At 66.6% G+C, this 22,666-nt stretch carries 19 protein-coding genes; 10 read left to right on the top strand and 9 right to left on the bottom strand.

Going from position 1 to position 22,666, the window contains the following annotated elements; translation table 11 throughout:
- Nucleotides 1–452: 452 nt before the first annotated feature.
- Together MC380_RS10175 and MC380_RS10170 are read left to right on the top strand one after the other, a co-directional pair.
- Nucleotides 453–1,211, top strand: coding sequence for an S-methyl-5'-thioinosine phosphorylase (locus MC380_RS10175; protein ID WP_242164588.1), 759 nt, complete (start codon nucleotides 453–455; stop codon nucleotides 1,209–1,211).
- A gap of 92 nt (nucleotides 1,212–1,303) precedes the next feature.
- Nucleotides 1,304–1,513 (top strand): cold-shock protein, encoded by a 210-nt coding sequence (locus MC380_RS10170; protein WP_242103400.1) that lies wholly within the window; start codon nucleotides 1,304–1,306, stop codon nucleotides 1,511–1,513.
- A gap of 135 nt (nucleotides 1,514–1,648) precedes the next feature.
- Here the strand turns inward: MC380_RS10170 and MC380_RS10165 are convergent, their stop codons facing one another.
- The gene (locus MC380_RS10165) at nucleotides 1,649–2,308 is read right to left on the bottom strand and encodes a DUF6766 family protein (protein ID WP_242164586.1); all 660 of its coding nucleotides are present in this window, start codon (nucleotides 2,306–2,308) and stop codon (nucleotides 1,649–1,651) included.
- Nucleotides 2,309–2,555: 247 nt separating this feature from the next.
- Here MC380_RS10165 and MC380_RS10160 point away from each other — a divergent pair, with 247 nt between their 5' ends.
- A complete protein-coding gene (locus tag MC380_RS10160) occupies nucleotides 2,556–4,187 on the top strand; it encodes an acyl-CoA dehydrogenase family protein (RefSeq protein WP_242164584.1) in 1,632 nt (543 codons plus the stop codon).
- A 221-nt stretch (nucleotides 4,188–4,408) separates the two neighbouring features.
- Complete coding sequence (locus MC380_RS10155) at nucleotides 4,409–4,897, top strand: DUF305 domain-containing protein (RefSeq protein ID WP_242103403.1); 489 nt, start codon at nucleotides 4,409–4,411, stop codon at nucleotides 4,895–4,897.
- 55 nt (nucleotides 4,898–4,952) lie between these two features.
- Here the strand turns inward: MC380_RS10155 and MC380_RS10150 are convergent, their stop codons facing one another.
- Nucleotides 4,953–5,366 (bottom strand): helix-turn-helix domain-containing protein, encoded by a 414-nt coding sequence (locus tag MC380_RS10150; protein ID WP_242164582.1) that lies wholly within the window; start codon nucleotides 5,364–5,366, stop codon nucleotides 4,953–4,955.
- Nucleotides 5,367–5,417: 51 nt separating this feature from the next.
- Here MC380_RS10150 and MC380_RS10145 point away from each other — a divergent pair, with 51 nt between their 5' ends.
- Entirely contained in the window at nucleotides 5,418–5,996 is a 579-nt protein-coding gene (locus MC380_RS10145; RefSeq protein WP_242164580.1) for a hypothetical protein, read from the top strand.
- A 9-nt stretch (nucleotides 5,997–6,005) separates the two neighbouring features.
- Here MC380_RS10145 and MC380_RS10140 read toward each other — a convergent pair whose 3' ends face one another.
- Nucleotides 6,006–6,773 (bottom strand): isocitrate lyase/phosphoenolpyruvate mutase family protein, encoded by a 768-nt coding sequence (locus MC380_RS10140; RefSeq protein WP_242164578.1) that lies wholly within the window; start codon nucleotides 6,771–6,773, stop codon nucleotides 6,006–6,008.
- Between the two features lie 131 nt (nucleotides 6,774–6,904).
- Here MC380_RS10140 and MC380_RS10135 point away from each other — a divergent pair, with 131 nt between their 5' ends.
- Nucleotides 6,905–7,738 (top strand): helix-turn-helix transcriptional regulator, encoded by an 834-nt coding sequence (locus MC380_RS10135; RefSeq protein ID WP_242164576.1) that lies wholly within the window; start codon nucleotides 6,905–6,907, stop codon nucleotides 7,736–7,738.
- 24 nt (nucleotides 7,739–7,762) lie between these two features.
- Here the strand turns inward: MC380_RS10135 and MC380_RS10130 are convergent, their stop codons facing one another.
- The 4 genes from MC380_RS10130 to MC380_RS10115 all read right to left on the bottom strand — a co-directional run bounded on the left by MC380_RS10130 (nucleotide 7,763) and on the right by MC380_RS10115 (nucleotide 11,776).
- Nucleotides 7,763–9,523 carry an ABC transporter transmembrane domain-containing protein gene (locus tag MC380_RS10130; protein ID WP_242164575.1) on the bottom strand — a complete coding sequence of 587 codons (1,761 nt, stop codon included), beginning with the start codon at nucleotides 9,521–9,523 and terminating at the stop codon, nucleotides 7,763–7,765.
- A 143-nt stretch (nucleotides 9,524–9,666) separates the two neighbouring features.
- On the bottom strand, nucleotides 9,667–10,257 hold the full coding sequence (locus MC380_RS10125) for a YigZ family protein (RefSeq protein ID WP_242164574.1): 591 nt from the start codon (nucleotides 10,255–10,257) through the stop codon (nucleotides 9,667–9,669).
- Nucleotides 10,254–11,216, bottom strand: coding sequence for a hypothetical protein (locus MC380_RS10120; RefSeq protein ID WP_242164572.1), 963 nt, complete (start codon nucleotides 11,214–11,216; stop codon nucleotides 10,254–10,256). The genes MC380_RS10125 and MC380_RS10120 overlap by 4 nt, the downstream gene beginning before the upstream one ends.
- A complete protein-coding gene (locus MC380_RS10115) occupies nucleotides 11,213–11,776 on the bottom strand; it encodes an RNA polymerase sigma factor (protein WP_242103411.1) in 564 nt (187 codons plus the stop codon). The genes MC380_RS10120 and MC380_RS10115 overlap by 4 nt, the downstream gene beginning before the upstream one ends.
- Nucleotides 11,777–11,949: 173 nt before the next feature.
- Between MC380_RS10115 and MC380_RS10110 the strand changes: the two genes are divergently transcribed.
- Nucleotides 11,950–14,892 (top strand): EAL domain-containing protein, encoded by a 2,943-nt coding sequence (locus tag MC380_RS10110; protein ID WP_242103412.1) that lies wholly within the window; start codon nucleotides 11,950–11,952, stop codon nucleotides 14,890–14,892.
- A gap of 19 nt (nucleotides 14,893–14,911) precedes the next feature.
- Here MC380_RS10110 and MC380_RS10105 read toward each other — a convergent pair whose 3' ends face one another.
- Entirely contained in the window at nucleotides 14,912–16,627 is a 1,716-nt protein-coding gene (locus tag MC380_RS10105) for a VWA domain-containing protein (protein WP_242164570.1), read from the bottom strand.
- A 1,115-nt stretch (nucleotides 16,628–17,742) separates the two neighbouring features.
- Here MC380_RS10105 and MC380_RS10100 point away from each other — a divergent pair.
- Nucleotides 17,743–20,448 (top strand): TonB-dependent receptor, encoded by a 2,706-nt coding sequence (locus MC380_RS10100; protein ID WP_242164568.1) that lies wholly within the window; start codon nucleotides 17,743–17,745, stop codon nucleotides 20,446–20,448.
- 98 nt (nucleotides 20,449–20,546) lie between these two features.
- On the opposite strand, the gene MC380_RS10095 is transcribed toward MC380_RS10100, so the two are convergent.
- Entirely contained in the window at nucleotides 20,547–21,383 is an 837-nt protein-coding gene (locus MC380_RS10095) for a FadR/GntR family transcriptional regulator (protein WP_242164567.1), read from the bottom strand.
- Between the two features lie 186 nt (nucleotides 21,384–21,569).
- Between MC380_RS10095 and MC380_RS10090 the strand changes: the two genes are divergently transcribed.
- Nucleotides 21,570–22,085, top strand: a complete 516-nt coding sequence (locus tag MC380_RS10090) for a DUF1579 family protein (RefSeq protein ID WP_242164565.1) — start codon at nucleotides 21,570–21,572, stop codon at nucleotides 22,083–22,085.
- A 23-nt stretch (nucleotides 22,086–22,108) separates the two neighbouring features.
- On the top strand, nucleotides 22,109–22,636 hold the full coding sequence (locus MC380_RS10085) for a GNAT family N-acetyltransferase (protein ID WP_242164563.1): 528 nt from the start codon (nucleotides 22,109–22,111) through the stop codon (nucleotides 22,634–22,636).
- Nucleotides 22,637–22,666: the final 30 nt, after the last annotated feature.

The raw sequence follows: 22,666 nt of genomic DNA, 5'->3' as shown, positions 1-22,666 counted from the left end.
CATGCGCAGCGCAGAAAACATCAAATGCCAAAGCTCGCGCTCATTGCCCCGGAGCTCTTCTGGCGATCTGACGTAGTCCTGCGCCTTTGACTTTCCTGGCCCTGCAGCAGCCACCGCCGACCGGAAACCCCGGAGGGGCGGCGGCCATGGATGGCCGCCGTTTTCGGATCGAGGCAGGATGCCGAGTCCGAAAATTCCTTCGCCACTCAGATTCCTTGAGCGACCTGTCGAGGAAGGTGCTTTCTTTGGTTACTTTTCTTTACTCGCCACTACGTGGCTCGCCCTTCGGGCCGGCTCCGCCGTTCGCGCCTTCGGCGCAGTGCACCAGCAAAGAAAGTAACTCGCCTTCAGGCGAAAGCTCTGAGCTCAAACGGCGAAAGATCGGTATCCCGGTACGAAAACCCGCCCAGAACAAACCAGCAAACCACCATGCCCCCGGTTACCCTAAGCCCATGACCACCGACCCCATCGACCTCGCCCTGATCGGCGGCACCGGCATCTACGCCCTGGCCGAGTTGCAGGACGCCGAAGCCCATCAGCCCGTCACCAAGTACGGACCTCCCTCGGGCCCGATCCGCATCGGCACCCTGGCAGGCAAGCGCGTGGCCTTCCTTGCGCGCCATGGCGAAGGACATTCGCTGCCGCCGCACAGGATCAACTACCGCGCCAACCTGGCCGCGCTGCATGCCCTGGGTGCGACGCGCGTGCTCGCCCTCAATACGGTCGGTGGCATCACCGAACGCTTCGGGCCGCGCGTGCTGGCGTGTCCCGAGCAGCTGATCGACTACACCTGGGGCCGCATCTCGACGTATTGCGAGGAGGAGGGCAGCGAGGTGCTGCACGTCGACTTCGGCGATCCCTATGCGCCGATGTTGCGCCGCACGATCCTGGCCGCGGCTAAGCGCGCCGACGTGGCGCTGGTGGATGGCGGATGCTACGGCGCCACCCAGGGGCCGCGACTGGAATCGAAGGCGGAAATCGCGCGACTGCGCCGCGATGGCTGCGACCTGGTCGGCATGACCGGGATGCCGGAGGCCGGGCTTGCCCGAGAACTGGGCCTGGAATACGCCTGCCTGGCCATCGTGGCCAACTGGGCGGCCGGCGCAGGCCCCGACCCGGACGAGGTCATCACCCTGCAGGACGTGCTGGACAACGTCGCGGCGGCATCGGCGGGACTGCCCGCGCTGTTGCGGGAAATCCTGGCCGGGTGATTGCAAGCGCCGTTCAGGCTGCAGCATACTCGTGCCGCCGCCGGCCGCCCCACGCGCCGCGGCGTACCCATCCAGACGAGGTCACACGCACCATGCAGTACGGAACAGTGAAGTGGTTCAACGACGCGAAGGGCTTCGGCTTTATCGCCCCCGAGGACGGCAGCGCGGACGTGTTCGTGCATTTCTCCGCGATCAATTCCAAGGGCTTTCGCAGCCTGCAGGAAGGCCAGCGGGTCAGCTACGAAGTACAGCAGGGCCCGAAGGGCGCCCAGGCCGCGGACGTACAGCCCGTCGCCGCCTGATCCCGTAGTCGCATACGAGATTTTTGGAGCCCCGCCGATGGCGGGGCTTTTTTATGCGGGGTACCGAAAGGTTCCCAGGCGCGCTCACGCAGGCGGCGGATGGCAGCCGCCCGATCAATGTCCAATGTCTGCACCTCACACGCCGGTCTGGGCGTGCGGTGCCTCCACCGGCTTGGACTGCGGCGAATCCTTCTGGCGCAGCCAGATGCTCAGCACCACCAGCGCCAGAACCGCGAAGAATTCGCTTTGCCAATTCTGGAAGGATTCGAACCAGAACTGCGCCTCCTGCACGTAATGGCCCAGCGAGATCGGATCCTCGCCCTGAAGCAGGCGCTCGGCGCGCTCGTGCTGCCAGCTGCCGTGCAGATGCAGTGCGAACGACAGTACGAACAGCAGGCCAAAGGCGATCGCCAGCGAATGCCCGTACAGCGTTTTCCACAGGCCGCCCATACGCACGGGCCACGGCTTCGGGCCGCGATCGATGCGCTCCTTTTCCTGCTCCGGCGATAACGGCCGCGACTCGGCCGAACCTCTCTGCCGCAGCGTGACGGTCAGCAGCACGTACATCGCCATCTGCAGGAACTCGCTTTCCCAATTCTCGAAGGTGGCCGATACGAAGTGGCCGCTGGTGAGGTATTGCGGTAGCGTCAGCGCCGCGGCGTCGTGCTCGAGGCGTTCGGTGTTGTAGACGCGCCAGCCGGCGAAGATCTGGCCGCCCAGGGACAGCAGCATGCAGGCCAGCAGTACCAGCGACAAACCGTTGCGGTACAGGAACGAGTCGCGCCCCGAGCTCATGGCTTTGAACCCATGTCTTGGCGGTGCGACCGGCGCGTGTCGTCCACGATTCGGCCGCGTGGCATTGCCGCCGTTGTCCGCCGGAGTTCTGGCTGCCGCGCAGATTCATGCTTGATGTCCATCGCCAGTGCCTTGCGCAGGGGTGGCCGACTCTCGCGTCTGCGCACTAAAGGGCGTGTGAAGCACCGGTCACTGTCCTGAATCCGGGGACACGGGGACCCGCGCCCGATGGGCGCACAATGGGCGCATGACGGATCCTGTGGACAGCAACCAGGCGCCCGAATTTGCGCCCCGCGATCTCTGGGCCGACGACTTGGCCCTGCGCGAAGCGGTCGCCCGCGAGGGTGGCGGCGGCTTCGCGGACCGTCTTGCGCACTACGGCCGGCTTGCCGGAAACGAGCTGTATGTACTGTCCTTCGATGCGCATCGCGATCGTCCGAGGCTGCGCACGCATGATCGCTACGGCGAGCGCATCGACATTGTCGAATTCCATCCCAACTACCACGCCATCATGCAGGCCGCGATCGAGAACGGCGTCGCCGGCCTGTCCTGGTGCGAACCCGTCCCCGGTGCCCATGTGGCGCGGGCGGCGCTGAGCTATCTGCACTACCAGGTGGAACCGGGCAGCAGCTGCCCGCTGACCATGACCCATGCGGCCGTGCCCGTGCTCGCCCGCGAGCCGCGCCTGCGCGAATGGGGGCAGAAGGCCGCCGCGCCGCGGTACGACGGGAGCAATCGGCCGATCGGGGACAAGCCCGGCATCACGCTGGGGATGGGCATGACCGAGCGACAAGGCGGCAGCGACGTGCGCGCCAATGCGACGGTCGCGGTGCCTCGCGCATCGGACGGCGAATACGAGCTCAGCGGCCACAAGTGGTTCTTCTCTGCGCCGATGTCGGACGGATTCCTCGTCACCGCGCAGGCACCGGGCGGGCTCAGTTGTTTCCTGATGCCGCGCTGGAAATCCGACGGTACCCGCACCACGTTCCGGTTGATGCGACTCAAGGACAAGCTCGGCGACTGGAGCAATGCCTCGAGCGAAGTGGAATTCGACCGCGCATGGGCATTGCGCGTGGGCGAGGAGGGCAGGGGCATCGCCACGATCCTGGAAATGGTGATGCTCACGCGTCTGGACTGCATGCTCGGGTCGGCCGGGCTGATGCGTATGGCGCTGGCGCAGGCCTTGCACCACTGCCGCCATCGCCGCGCCTTCGGTCAACGCCTTGTCGACCAGCCACTGATGCGCACCGTGCTGGCCGACCTCGCGCTGGAGGCCGAAGCGGCCACCGCATTCGCGATCCGCGTTGCGGGGGCGGTGGATCGGGCGCCAACCGACCCGCAGGAGGCTGCCCTGGCCCGCGTCGCGACCGCGATCGGCAAGTTCTGGATCTGCAAGCGCGCGGTCGTGGTGGTCAACGAAGCGCAGGAATGCTTGGGCGGGAACGGATACGTCGAGGAGTCGTTGCTGCCGCGGCTGTACCGCCAGGCGCCGCTCAATTCGATCTGGGAGGGCAGTGGCAACATCCAGTGCCTGGACGTATTGCGCGCCCTGCAGCGCGAGCCGGAGACCGGGCCGGCGCTGTGGACGGAACTGTCGGCTGCCGCTGGCCGCAACGCCGCCTGCGATGCGGCCGTGGAACGCCTGCATCCGGTCCTGCACGGATCGAAGGCGGTCGACCAGAGCCAGGCGCGGCGCTTCGTCGTCTCCCTTGCCCTGGCCCTGCAGGCGAGTGTGCTGCTACGGGCGGCAAGCCCGGTGGCGGAAGCGTTCTGCGACACCCGGTTGAGTGGTGGCCACGAGTACGGAGTGGCTGCCGGGGCTTTGACGGCCAGCGCGGGTCTCGATGCCGCGATCGAACGGTCCTTGCCGATGCAATGACGCGCAGCACATGCACCGGCAACTGCGCTCGGCAGTCTGTGGTGCAGCAGGTTCCGCGCGTTTCGCATGCGTCGTGATCGCGTGAGCGTGCCGTCGTAAACGCTGTGCTGGACGCATCTTTCAGGAGTCAGGCCCCGATTGGCCTGGTATTCGCGCGACGTCGACTGCCGGCGAAGCATGCTGCGGCGTATATCCACATGACTGATGCCTGGAGGCATGCGATGCAAACGCACCACGCAGACACTCGCCACAGCGACCAGCATGGCCGCCCTTACGTGCGTCTTGGCGCGATGCTCGTGCTTTCGTTCCTGGCCATGTATGCGTTGATGTACGCGATGGTCGATCGTTGGCAGAACGTGCACAACAATCTCAACCAGGCGTGGATGGCTGGCCTGATGGTGGCGCCGATGCTGGTGATCGAACTGGCGCTGATGTGGCGCATGTATCCGCATCGCCGGCTCAATGCCCTGCTGCTGGCGGGAGGCGTCGCGCTGGGCCTTGCCTGCTGGTGGATGATCCGTGCGCAGGTGGCGATCGACGACCGCCAGTTCCTGCGCTCGATGATCCCGCACCATGCCGGCGCGCTGCTGATGTGCGAACGCAACCGGCTGCGTGATCCCGAACTGCAACAACTATGCCGTGACATCATCGCCTCACAGAGGCGCGAGATCGACCTGATGCAGGCCAAGCTGGAAGCGCGCGCGCAATAGCCCCAGCCTAAACCCTGCGGACGACATCAGATGCGGGTCGTCGCGTAGCGCCGCACTAGCGGACGATTGCCTCGACGCAGGCCAGCCTGGACTCCGAAGGCGCAGGTGAACCCCTCAGACGGCGCAAATGTCCTTCGCCCCACACGCGCACCACTTCGATGATCGGCAGCAGGGTCGTGCCGTACGGCGTGAGCCGGTAGATCACCGGGGCGGGCACGGCGCCGGTGGGGATGCGTTCGAGGATGCCGTGCGCTTCCATTTCGCGCAGCTGCTCGGCCAGGACCTTGTGCGAGATCGGCGCGGCCCGGCGCTGCAGGCCGGCGAAATGCAGTTCGCCGTGGGCGAGCCAGTAGAGCAGGGTGAGTTTCCATTTACCGCCGATGGCGGCGAACGCGGCGGCCAGCGGGCAGTCGGCAAGCGGATCGACCCGCGTTCCGGGAGGGTTACCTGCAGGTGCATTCTTGTGCATGGGCGCCCCGCGTTTGCATGCTACCGCCATCATGCGAAACGGAGCGCCGCAATGCAAAGCCCGATCCCGGCCCTGGTTGCGGCGCTTTGCCTGATGCTGCCGATGCCGGCGCTTTCCGCATCCCAGGCGCAGGCTGATTCGCCCGCTGCCGCTGCGACACGCGATGGCGCGCACGACTTCGATTGGGAAATCGGCACCTGGAAAACCCGCCTGCGCCGGCTGGCCAAGCCGCTGTCCGGATCGCACGAATGGCTGGAATACGAAGGTACCAGCGTGGTGCGCGCGGCACTCGATGGCCGCGCCAACCTGGTGGAATTGGAGGTCGAAGGCGCTGCAGGCCGCATCGAAGGCGTGAGCCTGCGCCTGTACGCGCCGCAGGCGCAGCAGTGGAGCCTGAACTTCGCCAACATCCGCAACGGCCTGCTCACCCAACCGGTGCTGGGCGGCTTCCGCGACGGCATCGGCGAGTTCTACGGGCAGGACGAACTCGACGGTCGCACCATCCTCGTGCGCTTCGTGATCTCCGAAGTCACCGCCAACTCGGCCCGTTTCGAGCAGGCCTATTCGAACGACGGCGGCAGGACCTGGGAAACCAACTGGATCGCCACCGACACCCGGATCGCGCCGTAGCGCGGCGCGTCACGCCATCGCGTCGCGCGCCGCGTCCTGCAGCCATTGCATCGCACCGCGATACGGCCCCGGGCCATGGCTCACGCGGGCCACGCCGAGTTCGCGCAGGCGCGCCATCGGCGGTGTGCCCGGCATCGCCATCACATTGACCGGCAGCGGTGAGCCCTGCACGGCGCGCGCGATCAGGCGTTCATCGGAAAGCCCGGGCAGGAACAACCCGCTCGCGCCCGCTGCGGCATAGGCGCGCGCACGGTCGAGGGCTTCGTCGACCATCCCCTCGTCATGCGCTTCGCCCGGCTTCTGGAAGAACACATCGCTGCGTGCGTTGATGAACAGCGCGATGCCGGCCGTATCGGCGGCCTTGCGCGCCTGGGCGAGACGCTGCGCCTGATCGGCCGCATCGCGCAATGCGCCGCTCTCGGGGAAGCTGTCCTCGAGGTTGCAGCCGATCGCACCGGCGTCGAGTGCCGCCGAGACCGTGGCGGCGACCTGTTCCGGCGTTTCGCCATAGCCGCTTTCCAGGTCGACGGTCACAGGCAGGGTGCTCGCAGCGACGATGCGCCGCAGGTTGTCGAGGGCCAGTGCGAGCGGCATGCGCTCGCCATCGTCGAAACCATTGGCTGCGGCCACCGACCAGCTGCCGGTGGCGAGCGCGGCGGCGCCGGCCGCGGCCACAGCCTTCGCGCTGCCCGGATCCCAGACATTGAACAGCACCAGCGGATCTCCGGGCTGGTGCAGGGCGTGGAAATGGACGGCGCGGTCGTGTTGCGTGGTCATGCGGATGCCTCGGCAGAAGGGGTAGGCAAGCTTCCACCGTGTCGGACATGCAGGCAATGACGCGCCGGGTCATGGCGGCATGACCTGCCAGGTCATGGTGCCGCTTCCGCCGGCCTTCTATGCTTGCAGGCATGCACGCAACGAACCGATCAACCGACGCCGGTCCCACGCCGATCGGCGCGCTGCTGCGCGAATGGCGCGCCGCTCGACGCCTCAGCCAGCTCGATCTGGCGCTGTCCGCAGACATCTCGACCCGGCACCTGAGCTGCGTCGAAACCGGCAAGGCCCAGGCCAGTCGCGAAACCGTCGCGCGCCTGGCCGACGCCCTGGACATGCCCCTGCGCGAGCGCAATGCGCTGCTGCTGGCCGCCGGCTATGCACCCACGCATCCGGAGAGCGCGCTCGGCACGCCGGACCTGGCACCGGTGCGGCGCGCGATCGACTTCATCCTGGCCCAGCAGGAGCCTTATCCCGCCTTCGTCCTCAACCGCCACTGGGACATCCTGATGGCGAACACGGCCGCGGCACGGGTCAATGCGCTGGTCATGGGCGGGCGAACGAGTGCGCACGACAACATGATCCGGCAGGTATTCGATCCCGAGGATCTGCGGCCCGCGTTCGCCAATTGGGAAGCCGTGGCGGGCGACCTGATCCGGCATCTGCACGACGTGGTCGCCGCCGTGCCCACCGATGTGCGCGCCCGCGCGCTCCTGGACGAGGCGCTGGCCTACCCCGGAGTGCCGACGCGCTGGCGCACGCGCGACCTGGAAGCGGTGCCTTCGCCGTTGCTGACCACGGTCATGCGCGGGGGCGGACGGGAGCTGCGGTTTTTTTCCACCATCACCCGCTTCGGCACGACGCGCGACATCACCCTGCAGGAGCTGCATATCGAGTGCTGCTTCCCGGCGGACGAGGCGACCACCGCGCTGTGCCGTGAGCTGGCGACACGCACGGCGTCGGTGTAGTTCGAAGCTGCCAGTTCTCCGCCTTCAGTCGATGAACTGCAGCCGCGCAAGTTCCGCGTAAAGCCCATCCTGGGCGAGCAGCTGCTCGTGCGTGCCTTCGGCGACCACCCGGCCGCGATCCATCACCACGATGCGGTCGGCCTTGAGCACGGTAGCCAGGCGATGCGCGATCACCAAGGTAGTGCGGCCTTGCATCAGGTGCTCCAGCGCCAGCTGCACGGCGCGTTCGCTTTGCGCGTCGAGGGCGGAGGTCGCCTCATCCAGCAGCAGGATCGGCGCGTCCTTCAGCAGCGCGCGGGCGATGGCCACGCGCTGCTGCTGGCCGCCGGACAGGCGCGCACCGCGTTCGCCGAGTTCCTCGTCGAAGCCCTTGGGCAGGATCGACAGGAACTCGTAGGCCTCGGCGGAACGTGCCGCGGCTTCGACCTCCGCATCGTCCGCTTCGAGGCGCCCGTAGCGGATGTTGTCGCGCGCCGAGGCCGCGAAGATCGTGGGCTGCTGCGGAACCAGCGCGATGCGCTCGCGCAACGCGGCAGGATCGAGGGTGCGGATATCCATGCCATCCACCGCGATACGCCCGCGCTGTGGATCGTGGAAGCGCAGCAGCAGCGAAAACACGGTGCTCTTGCCGGCGCCCGACGGTCCGACCAGGGCGACGGTTTCGCCAGGATGAACGTGCAGGCTGAAGTCTTCCAGCGCGGGCAGATCGGGACGGGCAGGGTAATGGAAGGTGACGTCATCGAGCGTGACTTCGCCGCGCAGCGGCTGCGGCAGGATCGCAGGATCCGCCGGTGCGGCGATCGCCGGCGCTTCCTGCAGCAGCTCGTTGATCCGGCCCATGCCGCCGGCCGCGCGCTGGAGCTCGTTCCAGACTTCGGCCAGGGCGCCGACCGATCCGCCACCGATCAATGCGTACAGCACGAACTGCCCCAGCGTGCCCGCGGTCATGCGTCCGGCATTCACGTCGTGCGCGCCCGACCACAGCACCAGGGTGATGGCGCCGAAGATCAGGGTGATCGCGACCGCGGTAACGATCGCCTGCGAGCGGATGCGCCTGCGGGCGGTCGCGATGGCGATGGCGACGGCGTCGCCGAAGCGCCGCCGCTCGTAGGGCTCGCGCGCATGCGCCTGTACCGTGCGCACCGCGCCAAGTGCCTCGGTTGCGAGCGCATTGGCATCGGCCACGCGATCCTGGCTGGCGCGCGAGATCTTCTGGATGCGGCGCCCGCCCAGCACGATGGGCAGCACCGCCAGGGGGATGCCGACCAGCGCATATGCGGCCAGTCGCGGCTGGGTGACGAACAGCATCACCAGCGAACCAATCACGGTCACGCTGCTACGCAGGGCCACCGACATGCTCGAACCGACCACGCTACGCAGGAGTTCGGCATCGGCGGTCAGGCGCGAAACCAGCTCGCCGCTGCGGTTGCGGTCGTGGAACCCGGCGTCCAGCTCGATGAGGTGGGCGTACAGCCGTTGCCGCAGGTCGGCAACCACACGCTCGCCCAACAGAGAGACGAAGTAGAAGCGCGCAGCGCTGGCCAGGGCGAGGGCCAATGCGACCAGGAACAGCAGACCGAATGCGCGGTCGATGTTGTCGCCGCTTGAGAAGCCACGATCGATCATCTGGCGTACGGCCAGTGGCAGGCTGAGCGTTGCGGCCGAAGCGGCCGCTAGCGCCACCAGCCAGGCGCCGAACAGCGCGCGCTGGCGCATGACGAACGGCCACAAGGCACGCAGCGTGCCGATGGGGGCTTTGGACGAAGGCGCTGTAGGTTCGGTCACGATCGGGAGTGGCCTGCGAATCGGGCATTGTAGGAGCGGGATCGCTTGCCCATCCGGCGAGCGATTCCGCGAAACGACTGGAACCCCGGCCTGCCGTTGTAGGCAATCCCGCGCGACCGCGAGTGCCTGTCCGGACGCCGTGGCTATGCGAGGGGAAGGACTGTCACCCGATCACGGGTGGCGTCGCGCAACTGCGTTTTCAAGGCATCGACCGCCGCGGCAGGCAGGCGGATCCGGATCCGGGTGCCGTCTGCAACATGCCGCTCGTGCAGCTTCTCGGCAGCGTGCGCGGACAACGCAGCATGCACTGCGCCGGTGTCTTCGAAGGGGAAGGCGAGGTCGGCTTCGACCAGGGGCACGATCGGCGTGCGCGGCGCGGTGCGCAGGCATTCGGCCGCGGCGCCGCCGTAGGCGCGCACGAGCCCGCCAGCGCCGAGTTTGATGCCGCCGTACCAGCGGCTCACCACCACCGCGACCCGGTCGAAGCCCTGGCCATCGATCGCCGCCAGGATCGGGCGCCCCGCTGTGCCTGCGGGTTCGCCGTCGTCGCTGCTCCGGTATTCGGCTCCGATCCGCCAGGCCCAGCAATGATGGGTCGCCTCGATCTCGCTCACGTCGCGTATCCATTCCATCGCTGCGTCGGGCGTGGCAACCGGAGCGGCCTGGGCGCGGAAGCGGCTGTGCTTGACCTCGATCGCATGCGCGACCGGCGCCACCAGGGCATGCAGGCTCACGGCGCGAATTCGGCGAGGTCGTCCGGCAGCGCGTAATGCGGGTAGCGGCGCTTGAACTCGGCCAGGCTCTCGCGTGCGGCGTCGATCTCGCCGTCGGCGACGAGTTCGCGGATCTGCTGCAGCCAGGCGCGCTGGACCGCCGGCGAATCCGCGGTGGCCGGCGGCTGGTCGTCGATCGCCTGGTCCTCGAAGCCGGCGGCGTCGCGCTCGACCCGCGTGCCGGTCACGGTGATCTGGTCGAGGGCGGTGTCCTCGTCGGCCGCTGCCTTGGCTTCGGGGGCGGATTCGCGCCGCACGCGCGCAGCCGCGCCTGCGGTAGCCGCGTTCTCCGTCGCATCGACGGGAGATGGCACGGGCGCAGGCGCCTGCGCCGGCGGTACATCGACCGGTTCGGCAGCGTCGAACACGATGTCCTGCGCATCGGGCGGTGGCGGGGGGGCAGGCGCAATACGCACCTGGGATCGCTCTGACGCGGGGAAGGCGTCGCGTTCCTGTTCGACGACTGCTTTCGCTTGCCCGGTGGTTTGGCTCGACGCTTGCGGCCGCGCGTACTCGGCGGGAAGTGGTGCGGCTTCTGTCGCAGGCTCCGGTGGTGCGGTGATCGGGGCAGGTTGCGGAGCCACTGCTGCGGCGACCGGCAGTTCCTCTGCCGCGCTCGGACCCGAGCTGCGGATCGCACGCGCGGCGGCTGGTGCCTCGGAATAGACCTGTACCTGCTCCTGCGAGGGCCGCAACTGCCATGCGATGCCGATCGCCAGCGCCAGGGTCGCCACGGCGCCTAATGCCAGCGGCCAGCGCGGACGGGGCTTGCGAGGACGCGCCGCCACCGCGCCATGGGCGGCAGCCAGGATCCGCGCATCCAGCGCCGCCGAGGGTTCGCCGGACGCACCCAGCCGTGCCAGCCGGTCGGCCAGCACGCGCTCTTCCTGCGTCAACGGTTCGTGTCGTGCGCCGGTCATTCGCTCAGTCTCGCGCGGAGTTTGTCCATCGCGTAGCGCAGACGCGATTTCACCGTCTCGCGCCCCACCCCGGTGATCTCGCCGATCTCCTCCAGCGTCAGCTCCTGCTCCAGGCGCAGCAACAGCACCTCGCGTTGCTCGTCCGGCAGCTCCGCCAGCGCCATCTGCAGCCTGCGTCGCTGCTCGAATTCCGAAAGGGTGCGCTCGGGGGTGTGAGGGTCGGGTACCCGGGCCGTGCGCTCGTCCGCGTCGATGGGCGCAGGCGGGCGATGCTTGAGCGCGCGCCAATGGTCGTTGAGGCGGTTGTGCGCGATCCTGAACAACCAGGTGCCGAACGCGGCCTCGGGACGCCAGCCGGCGCGCGCGGCGATCACCTTCTGCCAGATGTCCTGGAACAACTCGTCGGTCAGCGCGCTGTTGCGCAGCTGGCGGTCCAGGAAACGATAAAGCGGTCCGCGATGACGCGCGTAGAGCTGCTCGAACGCGTCGACCTGCCCGGCTGCATAGGCCAGCATCAGAGTTTCATCGCTCGGTTCGCTGGCCGCGGCGGCGTCGTTCATCGCCGGCAGGTTACGGGTTGCCGGAGTGCACGTGAAGTAGACGGGCCTGGCGCGGCAGGGACGGGGCAGGGTCAGGCTGGCAGCGCGCATGGCCGGACCAACGGTCGGAAAACGTCGATGGGGTTAGGGGCGCGGTGCGCGATTCAGGCTATGCTCGGGCTATGAAGGGGGAGATGCAGGCTGCCGAGGGACAGGCATCGGCAGCAGGTCCGGTGCTTGCGTACCTGCGCCCGCTCGATAGCCTCGCCGGTACGCTCGAAGGCACCCTGCCAACGGGTTCGCGCCTGGTGGTGCTGTGGGACGACCCATTGCTCGGGCCCGGGCGCTCTTCATTGCGCCGGCTTCCCGTGTCTCTGCTGGAAGCGGGCATCCAGGCGCTCGATCAGGGCGCCGGAATCAGTGGCGACGAGACCATGCTCTGCGATGCGTGGAGCGAAGACGGTGCCCGTATCGCGATCGCAGTGTTGCTGCGCCAGCCCTTTGCCGGCGCGTCGCGCGCTGGCTGGCTCGCGCTGGCCCGGCGCATGGTGGCCACGACCCTGGCGCAGGCGCGCGCGCAAGCCCGGATCGAATCGCTGCAGAAGGCGCAGCGCCTGCAGCACGCGCTGTACGAAATCGCCGACCTGGCCGGATCACGCCTGGAAATGGGCGAAATGCTGTCGCGCATCCACGCCGTCGTCGGCGAGCTGATGTTGGCGGAAAACTTCTACATCGTCGTGTCCGACGAGGGCCTGCAGTCGATGCGGTTCCTGTATTTCGCCGACAGCGTCGATACGTTCGTCGCCGAGCCGGAGCGGATCTACAGGTTCGACGAGATGCCCAACAGCCTGACCGTCGCCCTGCTGCGGCACGGTCATGCGGTGCATGGGCCATCGTCACAGGTACGCGAACAACTGCAGGTAACGCGCGACCCCGCCCATGGCCCCGACAGCGCCGATTGGCTGGGCGTGCTGATGCAGCGCGAGGGCGCCATCTGCGGCGCCATCGTGGTGCAGAGCTACGAACGGCCCGACTGTTATCGCGAGGAAGAACGCGCGCTGCTGGAATACGTCGCCCAGCACATCCTGACCGCCCTCGACCGCAAGCAGACCCAGGTGGAGCTCGAGCGCCGCGTGGTGGAGCGCACCCGCGAGCTGCAGGAGGCCAATTCGGTGCTCCAGGCCGAGATCGTGGAACGGCAGCGGGCCGAGGCATTGCAGCGCGCGCTGTTCCGGATCACCGAACGCTCGATGAGCGGCGACAGCATGCAGCAGTTCTACGCCGACGTGCATGCGATCGTCGGCGAGCTGCTCTACGCACGCAATTTCTACATCGCCATGCTCAGCGAAGACGGCGAACGGATCGAATTCCCCTATTCGGTCGACGAGCGCGACAAGATCCGCAGCCCACGCCATCGCGCCACCGGGTTGACCGAATACGTGCTCGACCACGGCAAGTCCCTGCGGGTCAACCGAGAGGGCATCGCCCGGCTTGAGCGCGTGGGCAAGGTGCGCAGCCTGGGTTCCCAGGCGCACTACTGGCTCGGGGTTCCCCTGGTGCACGGGGCTGTCACGGTCGGCGTCATCGCCGTGCAGAGCTACACGCCCGAGATCGATTTCGACCAGGCCGACGAGGACCTGTTGACCTATGTCGCCCTGCATATTTCCGGCGGACTGGAGCGCAGGCGCGCGCAGGAATCGCTCAAGGCCGCGCACCTGCAGCTGGAGAGCCGGGTCGAGTCGCGCACCCGGGAACTGGCAGCGACCAACCGCGAGCTGCGCGCCCAGATCGCCGAGCGCGAGCGGGTCGAACGCCAGCTCAGCCATCAGGCACGGCACGACGACCTGACCGGCCTGCCCAACCGTGCGCACCTGCTCGATCGCATGGATGCCGCGATTGCGCGCATCCCCCAGGCCGGCAGCCTGGCAGTGCTGTTCATGGACCTCGATCGCTTCAAGCTGGTCAACGACAGCGTCGGCCACGCCTCCGGCGACCAGATGCTGATCGAGGCGGCCAGCCGTCTGTCCGCGCTGCTCGGCGAAGGCCAGGTGGCCGCACGTCTGGGCGGAGACGAGTTCGCGGTGCTGGTGGAAGGCGACGCCGACGATGCGGCGCTGGAGGCCTTCGCGGACCGGATCCTGAGCGCGCTGTCGGAACCGATGTGGATCGCCGGGCGCGAACTGTTCCCCTCGGCCAGCATCGGCATTGCCCGTTGGGATCCGCGCTACCAGCGCGGCGAGGAGCTGCTCCGCGATGCGGACGCCGCCATGTACCGGGCCAAGGCCAACGGCCGCGACCGCAGCGCACTGTTCGACGAGGCGATGCGCGAGGAGGCCGTCCGCCTGCTCGACCTGGAAAGCGATCTGCGCCGCGCGATCAAGAAGGATGATTTCGAGGCGCATTTCCAGCCGATTGTGCGCCTGTCCGACGGCGCGGTGGTCGGGCATGAGGCGCTGCTGCGCTGGAACCACGAGACACGCGGACTGCTGTCGCCGGCCGCCTTCATCGGCGTGGGCGAGGACAGCGGTCTGATCGAGGAAGTCGACTGGCTGCTGTACCAGCGGGTGATGCAGTGGTTGCGCGTGCACCCGTCTGGCTACGTCTCGATCAACGTGTCGCCCCTGCATCTGCGCTCGGACGATTTCGCGCGGCGCCTGCTCGAAATGGCGGATGACGCAGGCGCCGATCCGCGCCGCCTGCGGATCGAGATCACCGAGGTCGCGCTGCTCGACGACTCCCCGCGCGCGCTGCGCATGCTCAACTATCTGCGCAGCCGCGGCGTCGGCGCCCTGCTGGACGATTTCGGGACCGGCTTTTCGGCGCTGTCGTACCTGCACCGGTTCCCGATCCAGGCGATCAAGATCGATCGCAGCTTCATCGCCGGACTCACCGGCGCGAGCCGGACCGAAAGCCTTGCGCTGGTGCGCGCGATCCTGGCGCTGGCCGGTACCCTGGGCATCGAGAGCATCGGCGAGGGCGTGGAAACCACGACCCAGGCCGACCTGCTGCTCGGCCTGGGCTGCCAGTACGGACAGGGCTACCTCTTCGGCAAGCCCGAACCCGTGGCCAGGCCCGCCGCAGGTTCCGCTGGCGAGACCGTGGTGCCGTTCCCGCAGTCGGTGAACAGGTCGGCCTGACGCGTTCGGCCACGCCTGCTCAATCGGCGATCCCGATGCGGTGGGTTTCGTCGCCACCGACCGTATTGCGGGCGGCATCGATCAGTTGCAGGAATTCGGCGCGCTGGTTCCAGCGGTCGCTGCCCTGCGCAGCGCGGGCCGCGCGGGCGATGTCGTCCCACCCCCAGCCTTCGATCTGCGTGCCGCCTCGCAGTGCATCGGCGTAGGCGGCGACCGCCGCGGCAAAACGCATCGATTCGCCGGGCTGGGCTTTGGCATCGCGGCGCAGGATCGGAGTCTCGATCAACCGGCTCGCCGTCGCCTGCGGCAGCTTGTAGCGCAGGCGCAGATGGGCGACTTCTCCGGACGTGGACACCGGTCGCGCCTGTACGTCGGCATAGCGCAGTGCAGGCAGGCGTTGCGTCCCCGCGCCGACCGGGGTGAGCTCATACAGGGCGGTGACCTCGTGTCCGGCGCCGATGTCGCCGGCATCGACCTTGTCGTTGGCGAAGTCTTCGCGCCTGAGCACGCGGTTTTCGTAGCCGATCAGGCGGTATTCGGCCACTTCCGCCGGATTGAACTCGAGCTGGATTTTCACATCGCGGGCGATGGTCAGCAGGGTCGACTGCATTTCCTCCACCAGCACCTTGTGTGCCTCCTGCAGGGTATCGATGTAGGCGTGGTTGCCGTCGCCAACGTCGGCCAGCTGCTCGGCCATGGCGTCGTTGTAGTTGCCGTCACCGAAGCCGAGCGTGGTCAGGGCGATCCCGGACTTGCGCTGGTCGCCGACCAGGGTCTCCAGTGCGCCCTGGTCGATGGTGCCGACGTTGAAGTCGCCATCGGTCGCCAGGATCACGCGGTTCACGCCGTTGCCGGCGTATGCCTGCCTGGCCATCGCATATGCCAGGCGGATGCCCTCGCCGCCATTGGTGCTGCCGCCTGCCTGCAACTGTTCGAGCGCCGCCAGGATTTCGCCATGACGGTCGCCCGGCGTGGGCGGCAGCACCAGTCCGGCGGACCCGGCATAGACCACGATCGACACGCGGTCCTGCGCGCGCAGCTGCGGCACCAGCTGGGCGAAGGCCTGCTTGAGCAGCGGCAGCTTGTTGGGCTGGTCCATCGAACCCGAGGTGTCGATCAGGAACACCAGGTTCGCCGGCGGCAGGGTCGCCTTGGGGACGTCATAGCCCTTGATGCCGATCATCAGCAGCTGACGCTGAGCATTCCATGGCGCCGGCGCGAGTTCAGTGGTCACGCGGAACGGCTTTTCGCGCGAGTCCGGCGCGGGATGCCCGTAATCGAAGTAATTGATGAACTCCTCGGCGCGGACCGCGTCGGCGGGCGGACGGACGCCGTCGCGCAGCATGCGCCGCACGTTGGCATAGCTGCCGGTGTCGACATCGACGGAGAAAGTGGACACCGGCTGTTCGCTGGTGCGTTGCACCGGATTATCCTCGCGCGCCGCGTACTTCTCGGTGTTGTCGGGTTGCCAATAGCCGCCCGGCGCGATCACCGGCGCTGCGGCCGCAACCGACGCCGGAGCCATCTGACGCATCGCCTTGGCCGCAACATGGGTGCCGGTGACCGCGACCTGATCGAGGCTGACGGCTTCGTTCTCCGCTGTGGCCCGCGGCGGCGGGGCAGGTGCGATCAGGCCAGTGCCGTCGGCTTCATTTCTTTCTGCGGTGGTGGACGTGGTGCTGCAGGCCGTGGCCAGCGTGCACAGCAAGGCGATGGTCAGTGCATGGCGTTGCATGGGCGCTCTCCGGGGATGGACGGAGGGGCAAACGCGGCAGCGACGGGATCGGGGTTGACGGATGTGGGCCCGGGTCCGGCGTCATGCGAAGGGCGAATACATGGCGAGCAAGATCGAGCCGACGTCTCGCGCGGACGCGCGTCCTTTTTCGTCGTGACCCATCCGTACTACGCGATGAGACTGACCTGCGCGTCTTTTCCGGCAAACAGGTTCGTTTGAAACCGCTTCATGGCGATGCTCACGGCATTCCGGTGACGGATGTCACAAGACGTTCTGTGTATGGGCAGATTAGTGCGCGATGGTGCAGTGCGACTTGATCGCATTTATATGATAAGTAGCATCGTCATTGGGGGCGCCGGACCACAGTACAGCTGATGCATTCGCGATTAGCGTGCGTCAGCCGGCTTATTCGGACAGCCGTACTTCATGAGTGGATTTGTTGCGGTCCGGAGCGCGCTCGTCGACTTCGCGGCGGCCCTCGGAGCTGTATCGAGTCAGGCGTTGAGACCGCATTTCTGGGATTTCGCAACCAGGCGCGTGTGCAGCCTGATCGGGATCCACGCCAACGGCAGCGATGACGCATGGGTGTTTCGTGCATCTCGCTCCTCGCCGATCCACGCAGCCAGTTTCGATTCGTCCTGTTGCGCCCTGAGCGTGGCTATGGGCATCGAGTGGCGGTTCGCGGCGCGCCATTCCCGGGGAATACGTAGCGGCGACCGCAGCGCAGCCATGCGCAGGAACCGGACCACAGAACAAAGTCACCCACCGCCCCACTGTCCGCGGACGGCGACGAACGTCGCCTGCGATACGACCGCTTATATGACAAGCCAGTGAATTCCGCCGCGTCTCAGACGAGCAGGGAAGCCGCTAAAGAAATGTCCATGCCAACCCCGGAGAGAAAACAGATGAAATCCGCCGTCTTATGGTCTGCTGTGCGCGTCGCGCTGGTTGGGTTGGGATGCGCGACTGCGTGTCCGTTCGCGTTCGCGCAAGCTGCCGCTACGGCATCCGGCCAGGAACCGGCCGCTGCTCCGGACGATGCGTCGCAGACATCTCCCAAGCCGGAGGGTGCCACCGGGGAGGCGGGTCAACCGCAGTCCGACGACGTGCAGGACATGAGCGAGGTCGTCGTGACCGGGCAGCGCGCCTCGCTGCGCCGCGCGCAAGCGATCAAGCAGAACGCCGCCGGCGTGGTCGACGCGATCTCCGCCGAAGAGGCCGGCAAGTTCCCAGACCAAAACGTCGCCGACTCGCTGCAACGGGTGCCCGGTGTCTCGGTCAACCGTACCGGCAGCGGCGAGTCCAGCCAGGTCACGGTGCGCGGCCTGGGGCCGCAGTTCGTCAACGTGCTGGTCAACGGCCGTTCGATCGTGTCGGATGCGGAGAACCGCGGCTTCAACTTCGACACCCTGCCTTCGGAACTGATCAGCACCGCCGAGGTGTACAAGACCAGCGCCGCCGACATCGTCGATGGCGGCATCGGCGGCACCATCAACATCCGCACCGCGCGGCCGCTGGACAACGAGGGCTTTCATTTCGCCGGATCCCTGAGTGCGCTCAACGACAGCATGGAAGGCGGCCTGGACGACAAGTCCACTCCCAAGGGTTCGTTCTTCCTCAGCCACGCCAACGCCGATCAGACCTTCGGCTGGCTGCTGTCGGGCATGTACTACGAGCGCAAGCACCGCAGCTACCAGGTCAATCAGCAAGGCTGGTACGTCTCCGATCTGACGGACCCTGCGGTGCTTGCGAGTCTGCCTCCAGCCTTCCACAGGCTGCGCGAGCAAGGTGTGGAGGAGGTGGCGACGCCGGAAACCACGATCGGCAACTACACCACCATCGATTCGGTGCGCAAGGGCCTGAGCGCGGCGATCGACTGGAATCCGAGCGATTCGCTGAAGCTGAAGTTCGATGCCATGTACTCGAACTACGAGTCCGACCAGTTGCAGCACGGCCTGGGGTTTTACGGCAATACCAACGACATCACCGATATCGAAGTGGATGACAACGGCACCGCCACCGAATACACCCGCGGCGATACCGGCATACTCGCGACCGATTACATCGTGTCCACGCTTCCGCGCGATGCGAAAGTATTCCAGACTGGAATGAACCTGGCCTGGCAGATCGACGACACCACCACCCTGGAAGTGGACCTGTCGCGCGCCAAGTCGTGGAACAAGTACGACAGCGGCGACTCCTACCGCGTGGTGGGCACCCGCAACATCGGCTATGTGCCGCACTGGACCAACCCCGGCGGCGGCGGATTCCCCTACTACAACTACGACGCGCTTACGCCCAGCGACGCCATATCCAACCTGTACTCGCACTGCTGCGGCATGGGCGGCGATCATCGGACCAACCGGCTCGACGAGGTCAAAGCGAATCTGACCAAGTCCTTCCTGGACGGCCCGTTGGCGCAGCTGAGCTTCGGTGCGCTGGCGTCCAACCGCTCCACCCGCTTCATCGACATGGGCGTGGATGACGCCATGAGCCTGTGCGCCTTCTACTGCGGCTACAACGCCACCACGCCGGCCGATGCCATCGGTGCCTACGTGTTCGATGCGGGCAACTGGTTCGGCGGCCACTCGCAAGGCTTCCCGACCCAGTGGGTCAGCTACGACCCGGACATGTACATGGATTACCTGACCACGCCGGAGTCCTACATGCAGTTGCAGGGGCTGAAGACCGACGAGGAGATCGCCGCCTTCGTGGCGGCACTGGAGGCCAACGGTGGCGGCTGGGCGACCCACCCGATCCAGCGGAGCTACTGGCAGGTCAAGGAAAAGACCTCGTCGTTCTACGTCAAGGCCGATTTCGAAGGCACGATGCGAGATATGCCCTGGCACCTGGACCTGGGCTACCGTTACATCAAGACAGACACCGTGTCCTCCGCTTTCGTAGCGCCGCTGCTGGACGTCCGGGTCAATCCCACCGATACCAGCAATGCCATCGGCACCTTTGGCGAGCCCGTCCTCACCCGCGCCGAGGGAAGTTACGACTACTGGTTGCCGTCGGCCAACTTCAGGCTGAACCTGCGCGACGACCTGGTCTTCCGCCTGAACGCGTCAAGGACGCTGACCCGTCCGGAGCTTTCGCAGCTGCGGGTCTCGGCCGGCTACAACTTCCGGCCCAACAACCAGACCGTCAGCACCGGCAATACCAATCTCAAGCCCTACCTGTCTGAGAACTTCGACATCGGTCTGGAGTGGTATTTCGCCGATACCAGCTACGTCGCCGTGGGCGCATTCTTCAAGAACATCAGCAATTTCACCACTACGGTCGACACTCAGGTCGAGATCCTGGGCTTCCCCTTCACCCAGACCTTGCCGGTCAACCTCAACGAGGCCAAGGTCGAGGGCCTGGAGTTCACCTACAACCAGCAGTTCACCGGCCTGCCAGCGCCCTTCGACGGGTTCGGCACGGCTTTCAACTACACCCACGTCAAGAGCGATGCCTCGATCGACGAGGCGATCCTGTCCGGCGCCGGACGCTTCGCCATCCCCGGAATCGGGGATTCGGCCAACCTGAGCCTGTTCTACGAAAAGGGACCCTGGCAGGCGCGCCTGGCCTACAACTGGCGCGACGAATGGCTGTCGTGCCTGTCCTGCGGTTCCGGCTCGCAGCCCGAATACACCAAGGCCTACGGGCAACTGGACATGAGCGCGGCCTACAGTCTCAACGACCACTTCTCGGTGTTTGTGGAAGGCACCAACCTGACCCGCGAGGAACGCGAGGGCTACATGCTGTACGAGAACCGCCCGACCTTCATCAATTTCGAAGGCAGGACATACACCTTCGGGGTGCGCGCAAAGTGGTAGCGACCGGTCCCCGGCGCGTGCGCCGGGGACATGCGCCCGGTCGGAACGGGCGATCGGGCTGCGCACCGCGCCCGATCGCATCCTGAGCCGCGGGCCGGCTAGCGCGAACGGGCAGGGCGTTTGCTCTTCCTGTCCTTGCGTTCGGCCGCGGAGATCAGCGCCAGCGCTTCGGTGATGATCTGCGCCATCGCCGAGCTGGCTTTTTCCGCGTCGCCGGATTTGATGGCGTCGAATACGCGCCGATGCGCGGGGATGCTGGGCGAGCCCTTGATGCGGTTTGTCAGCCGGATCGAAAACTTGAGCGCGGTATGGATGAATTCGTCGAGCTGGAGGTAAAACGGGTTCTCGGTGGCCTCCAGTATCGCAACGTGGAAGGCGATGTCCGCGGCGAGGTGGTCGCCATCGCCGCGCCCGGCCGCGACCATGCGCTCGAGCCCGATCTCGATCCCGCGCAAGGTCTCGGGAGTCGCGTATTTCGCCGCGAGCGCAGCGGCGGCGGTTTCCAACCCCAGCCGCATCTCGGTGAAATGACGCAGAAGTTCGTAAGAGAACTTGCGTTCCAGCATCCAGCGCAGCACATCCGGATCGAGCAGGCTCCACCGTTCCTGGGGCTGGGTGACGATTCCGCTGCGGGGCCGCGTCGAGATCATGCCCTTGGCGGTGAGCATCTTCACCGCCTCGCGGGTCACGCTACGGCTGGTTCTGTGGCGTTTCGAGATCTCCGCTTCGCTGGGGAACTTCTCTCCGTCGAATTCCCCCGAGACGATCGCTTGCCCCAACGATTCCAGCAGTTGGTTGGTCAGTGTCATGCGGCCGGGAAGCCGGGACCTGGTGGTGACTGTCATCCAAGCAACCTCGTTGCCGTAGCATCCGGCCGCAGTTGCCCGGATGATGCCATGGCGCGGCACTGGCTTCAGCGACGGCCGGACGAGCACCGTGAAGGGCGTGCTTCCGCCGGGTTTCCCTGCGTTGACCGGCGGCGAGATGGGTTGCCAGTGGCGGCAGGGATGATGCAGCAGGTTGCGGCCGCGAGCGGAGCTGCCTTCGGAGTTGTCCGGTCAGACGACGCGTGCCGCGGCAATGGGGTTAAAGTCGCCTGCGGCGCAGCCGGAGGACAGGGCATGGGCAAGGCAGAGTTCGAGCAATCCCTGGCCAGCGGCCGGCACCAGGCGCTGGCATCGATGAGTGGCAATTGGGAGGGAGCGACCCGTGTCTGGTTCGAGCCTGACCAGCCGCCGGTGATGGACGTGCGGCAAAGCGGCACGCTGCGCAGCGTGCTCGGTGGCCGCTTCCTGCTGCACGAATACCGCTACGGCGAAGGCGAGCAGGCGGGCGAGGGCATTGCCCTGTACGGACTGCACCTGGACGAGGACGCGTACGAAGCGGCATGGGTGGACAGTTTCCATACCGGCAGCGCGATCATGTTTTCGACGGCACACGCCGATGACAGCGGATTCAAGGCGCTTGGCAGTTATGGCGATGGCCAGGGCGGCCCGCGCTGGGGCTGGCGCACCGAGATCGCCCAGCCAGCCGCCGACGAACTGGTCATCACGATGTTCAACATCACGCCAGACGGTGTGGAAGCCAGGGCAGTGGAGACGCGTTATGGCCGCGTCATGTGCGTAACCAATGGCTGAGCTGTTTGATTTGGGCACTCGCAATGGAACTGCGTACTGCTGAGCGACCGGATATCCCAGCTCTTGGCGACCTCATTGAAGTCTCCGGTCACGCCTTGAGTATCGGCTACTATTCGCCGGAACAAGCAGACGCGATCACTCGCCACGTATTCGGCGTCGACACCCAGCTGATTGATGATCAGACCTACTTCGCCATAGAACACGAGAACCGTATCGTTGCCTGTGGTGGCTGGAGCAAGCGGCGTACGCTGTTCGGCGGGGATCAAACCAAGACCGGATCGGACCCGCTGCTTGACCCGGCCACGGATCCCGCCCGCATTCGTGCGTTCTTTGTGCATCCTTCCATGGCGCGTCGTGGCTTGGGGCGCCAACTCATGACCGCGTGCGTGGCGGCATCAAAACAGGCTGGCTTTAGTTCGTTGGAGCTGGTTGCCACCATGCCAGGCGAGCCACTCTACCTGGCGTCCGGATTTGTCGTACTTGAGCGTTTCGACCTGGATCTGCCTGGTGGCATCCAGGTGCCAGTTTCCCGCATGAGAATGGCGATATAGGGGACTGGTGGAGCCCGCAAGCTCCGCCGC

Source organism: Lysobacter sp. M15 (assembly GCF_022662515.1).
In the GTDB taxonomy this organism is placed as follows: domain Bacteria; phylum Pseudomonadota; class Gammaproteobacteria; order Xanthomonadales; family Xanthomonadaceae; genus JAKPBU01.
This window is presented reverse-complemented; position numbering and strand designations above follow the sequence as displayed.

Excerpts from the sequence above, each read along its gene's own strand:
- MC380_RS10115 (WP_242103411.1), bottom strand. The coding sequence starts at position 11,776 with ATGAACGACGCCGCCGCGGCCAGCGAACCGAGCGATGAAACTCTGATG.
- MC380_RS10140 (WP_242164578.1), bottom strand. The coding sequence starts at position 6,773 with ATGACCACGCAACACGACCGCGCCGTCCATTTCCACGCCCTGCACCAG.
- MC380_RS10105 (WP_242164570.1), bottom strand. The coding sequence starts at position 16,627 with ATGCAACGCCATGCACTGACCATCGCCTTGCTGTGCACGCTGGCCACG.
- MC380_RS10165 (WP_242164586.1), bottom strand. The coding sequence starts at position 2,308 with ATGAGCTCGGGGCGCGACTCGTTCCTGTACCGCAACGGTTTGTCGCTG.
- MC380_RS10110 (WP_242103412.1), top strand. The coding sequence starts at position 11,950 with ATGCAGGCTGCCGAGGGACAGGCATCGGCAGCAGGTCCGGTGCTTGCG.
- MC380_RS10090 (WP_242164565.1), top strand. The coding sequence starts at position 21,570 with ATGGGCAAGGCAGAGTTCGAGCAATCCCTGGCCAGCGGCCGGCACCAG.
- MC380_RS10160 (WP_242164584.1), top strand. The coding sequence starts at position 2,556 with ATGACGGATCCTGTGGACAGCAACCAGGCGCCCGAATTTGCGCCCCGC.
- MC380_RS10150 (WP_242164582.1), bottom strand. The coding sequence starts at position 5,366 with ATGCACAAGAATGCACCTGCAGGTAACCCTCCCGGAACGCGGGTCGAT.
- MC380_RS10120 (WP_242164572.1), bottom strand. The coding sequence starts at position 11,216 with ATGACCGGCGCACGACACGAACCGTTGACGCAGGAAGAGCGCGTGCTG.
- MC380_RS10170 (WP_242103400.1), top strand. The coding sequence starts at position 1,304 with ATGCAGTACGGAACAGTGAAGTGGTTCAACGACGCGAAGGGCTTCGGC.
- MC380_RS10155 (WP_242103403.1), top strand. The coding sequence starts at position 4,409 with ATGCAAACGCACCACGCAGACACTCGCCACAGCGACCAGCATGGCCGC.
- MC380_RS10135 (WP_242164576.1), top strand. The coding sequence starts at position 6,905 with ATGCACGCAACGAACCGATCAACCGACGCCGGTCCCACGCCGATCGGC.
- MC380_RS10145 (WP_242164580.1), top strand. The coding sequence starts at position 5,418 with ATGCAAAGCCCGATCCCGGCCCTGGTTGCGGCGCTTTGCCTGATGCTG.
- MC380_RS10085 (WP_242164563.1), top strand. The coding sequence starts at position 22,109 with ATGGAACTGCGTACTGCTGAGCGACCGGATATCCCAGCTCTTGGCGAC.
- MC380_RS10175 (WP_242164588.1), top strand. The coding sequence starts at position 453 with ATGACCACCGACCCCATCGACCTCGCCCTGATCGGCGGCACCGGCATC.
- MC380_RS10100 (WP_242164568.1), top strand. The coding sequence starts at position 17,743 with ATGAGCGAGGTCGTCGTGACCGGGCAGCGCGCCTCGCTGCGCCGCGCG.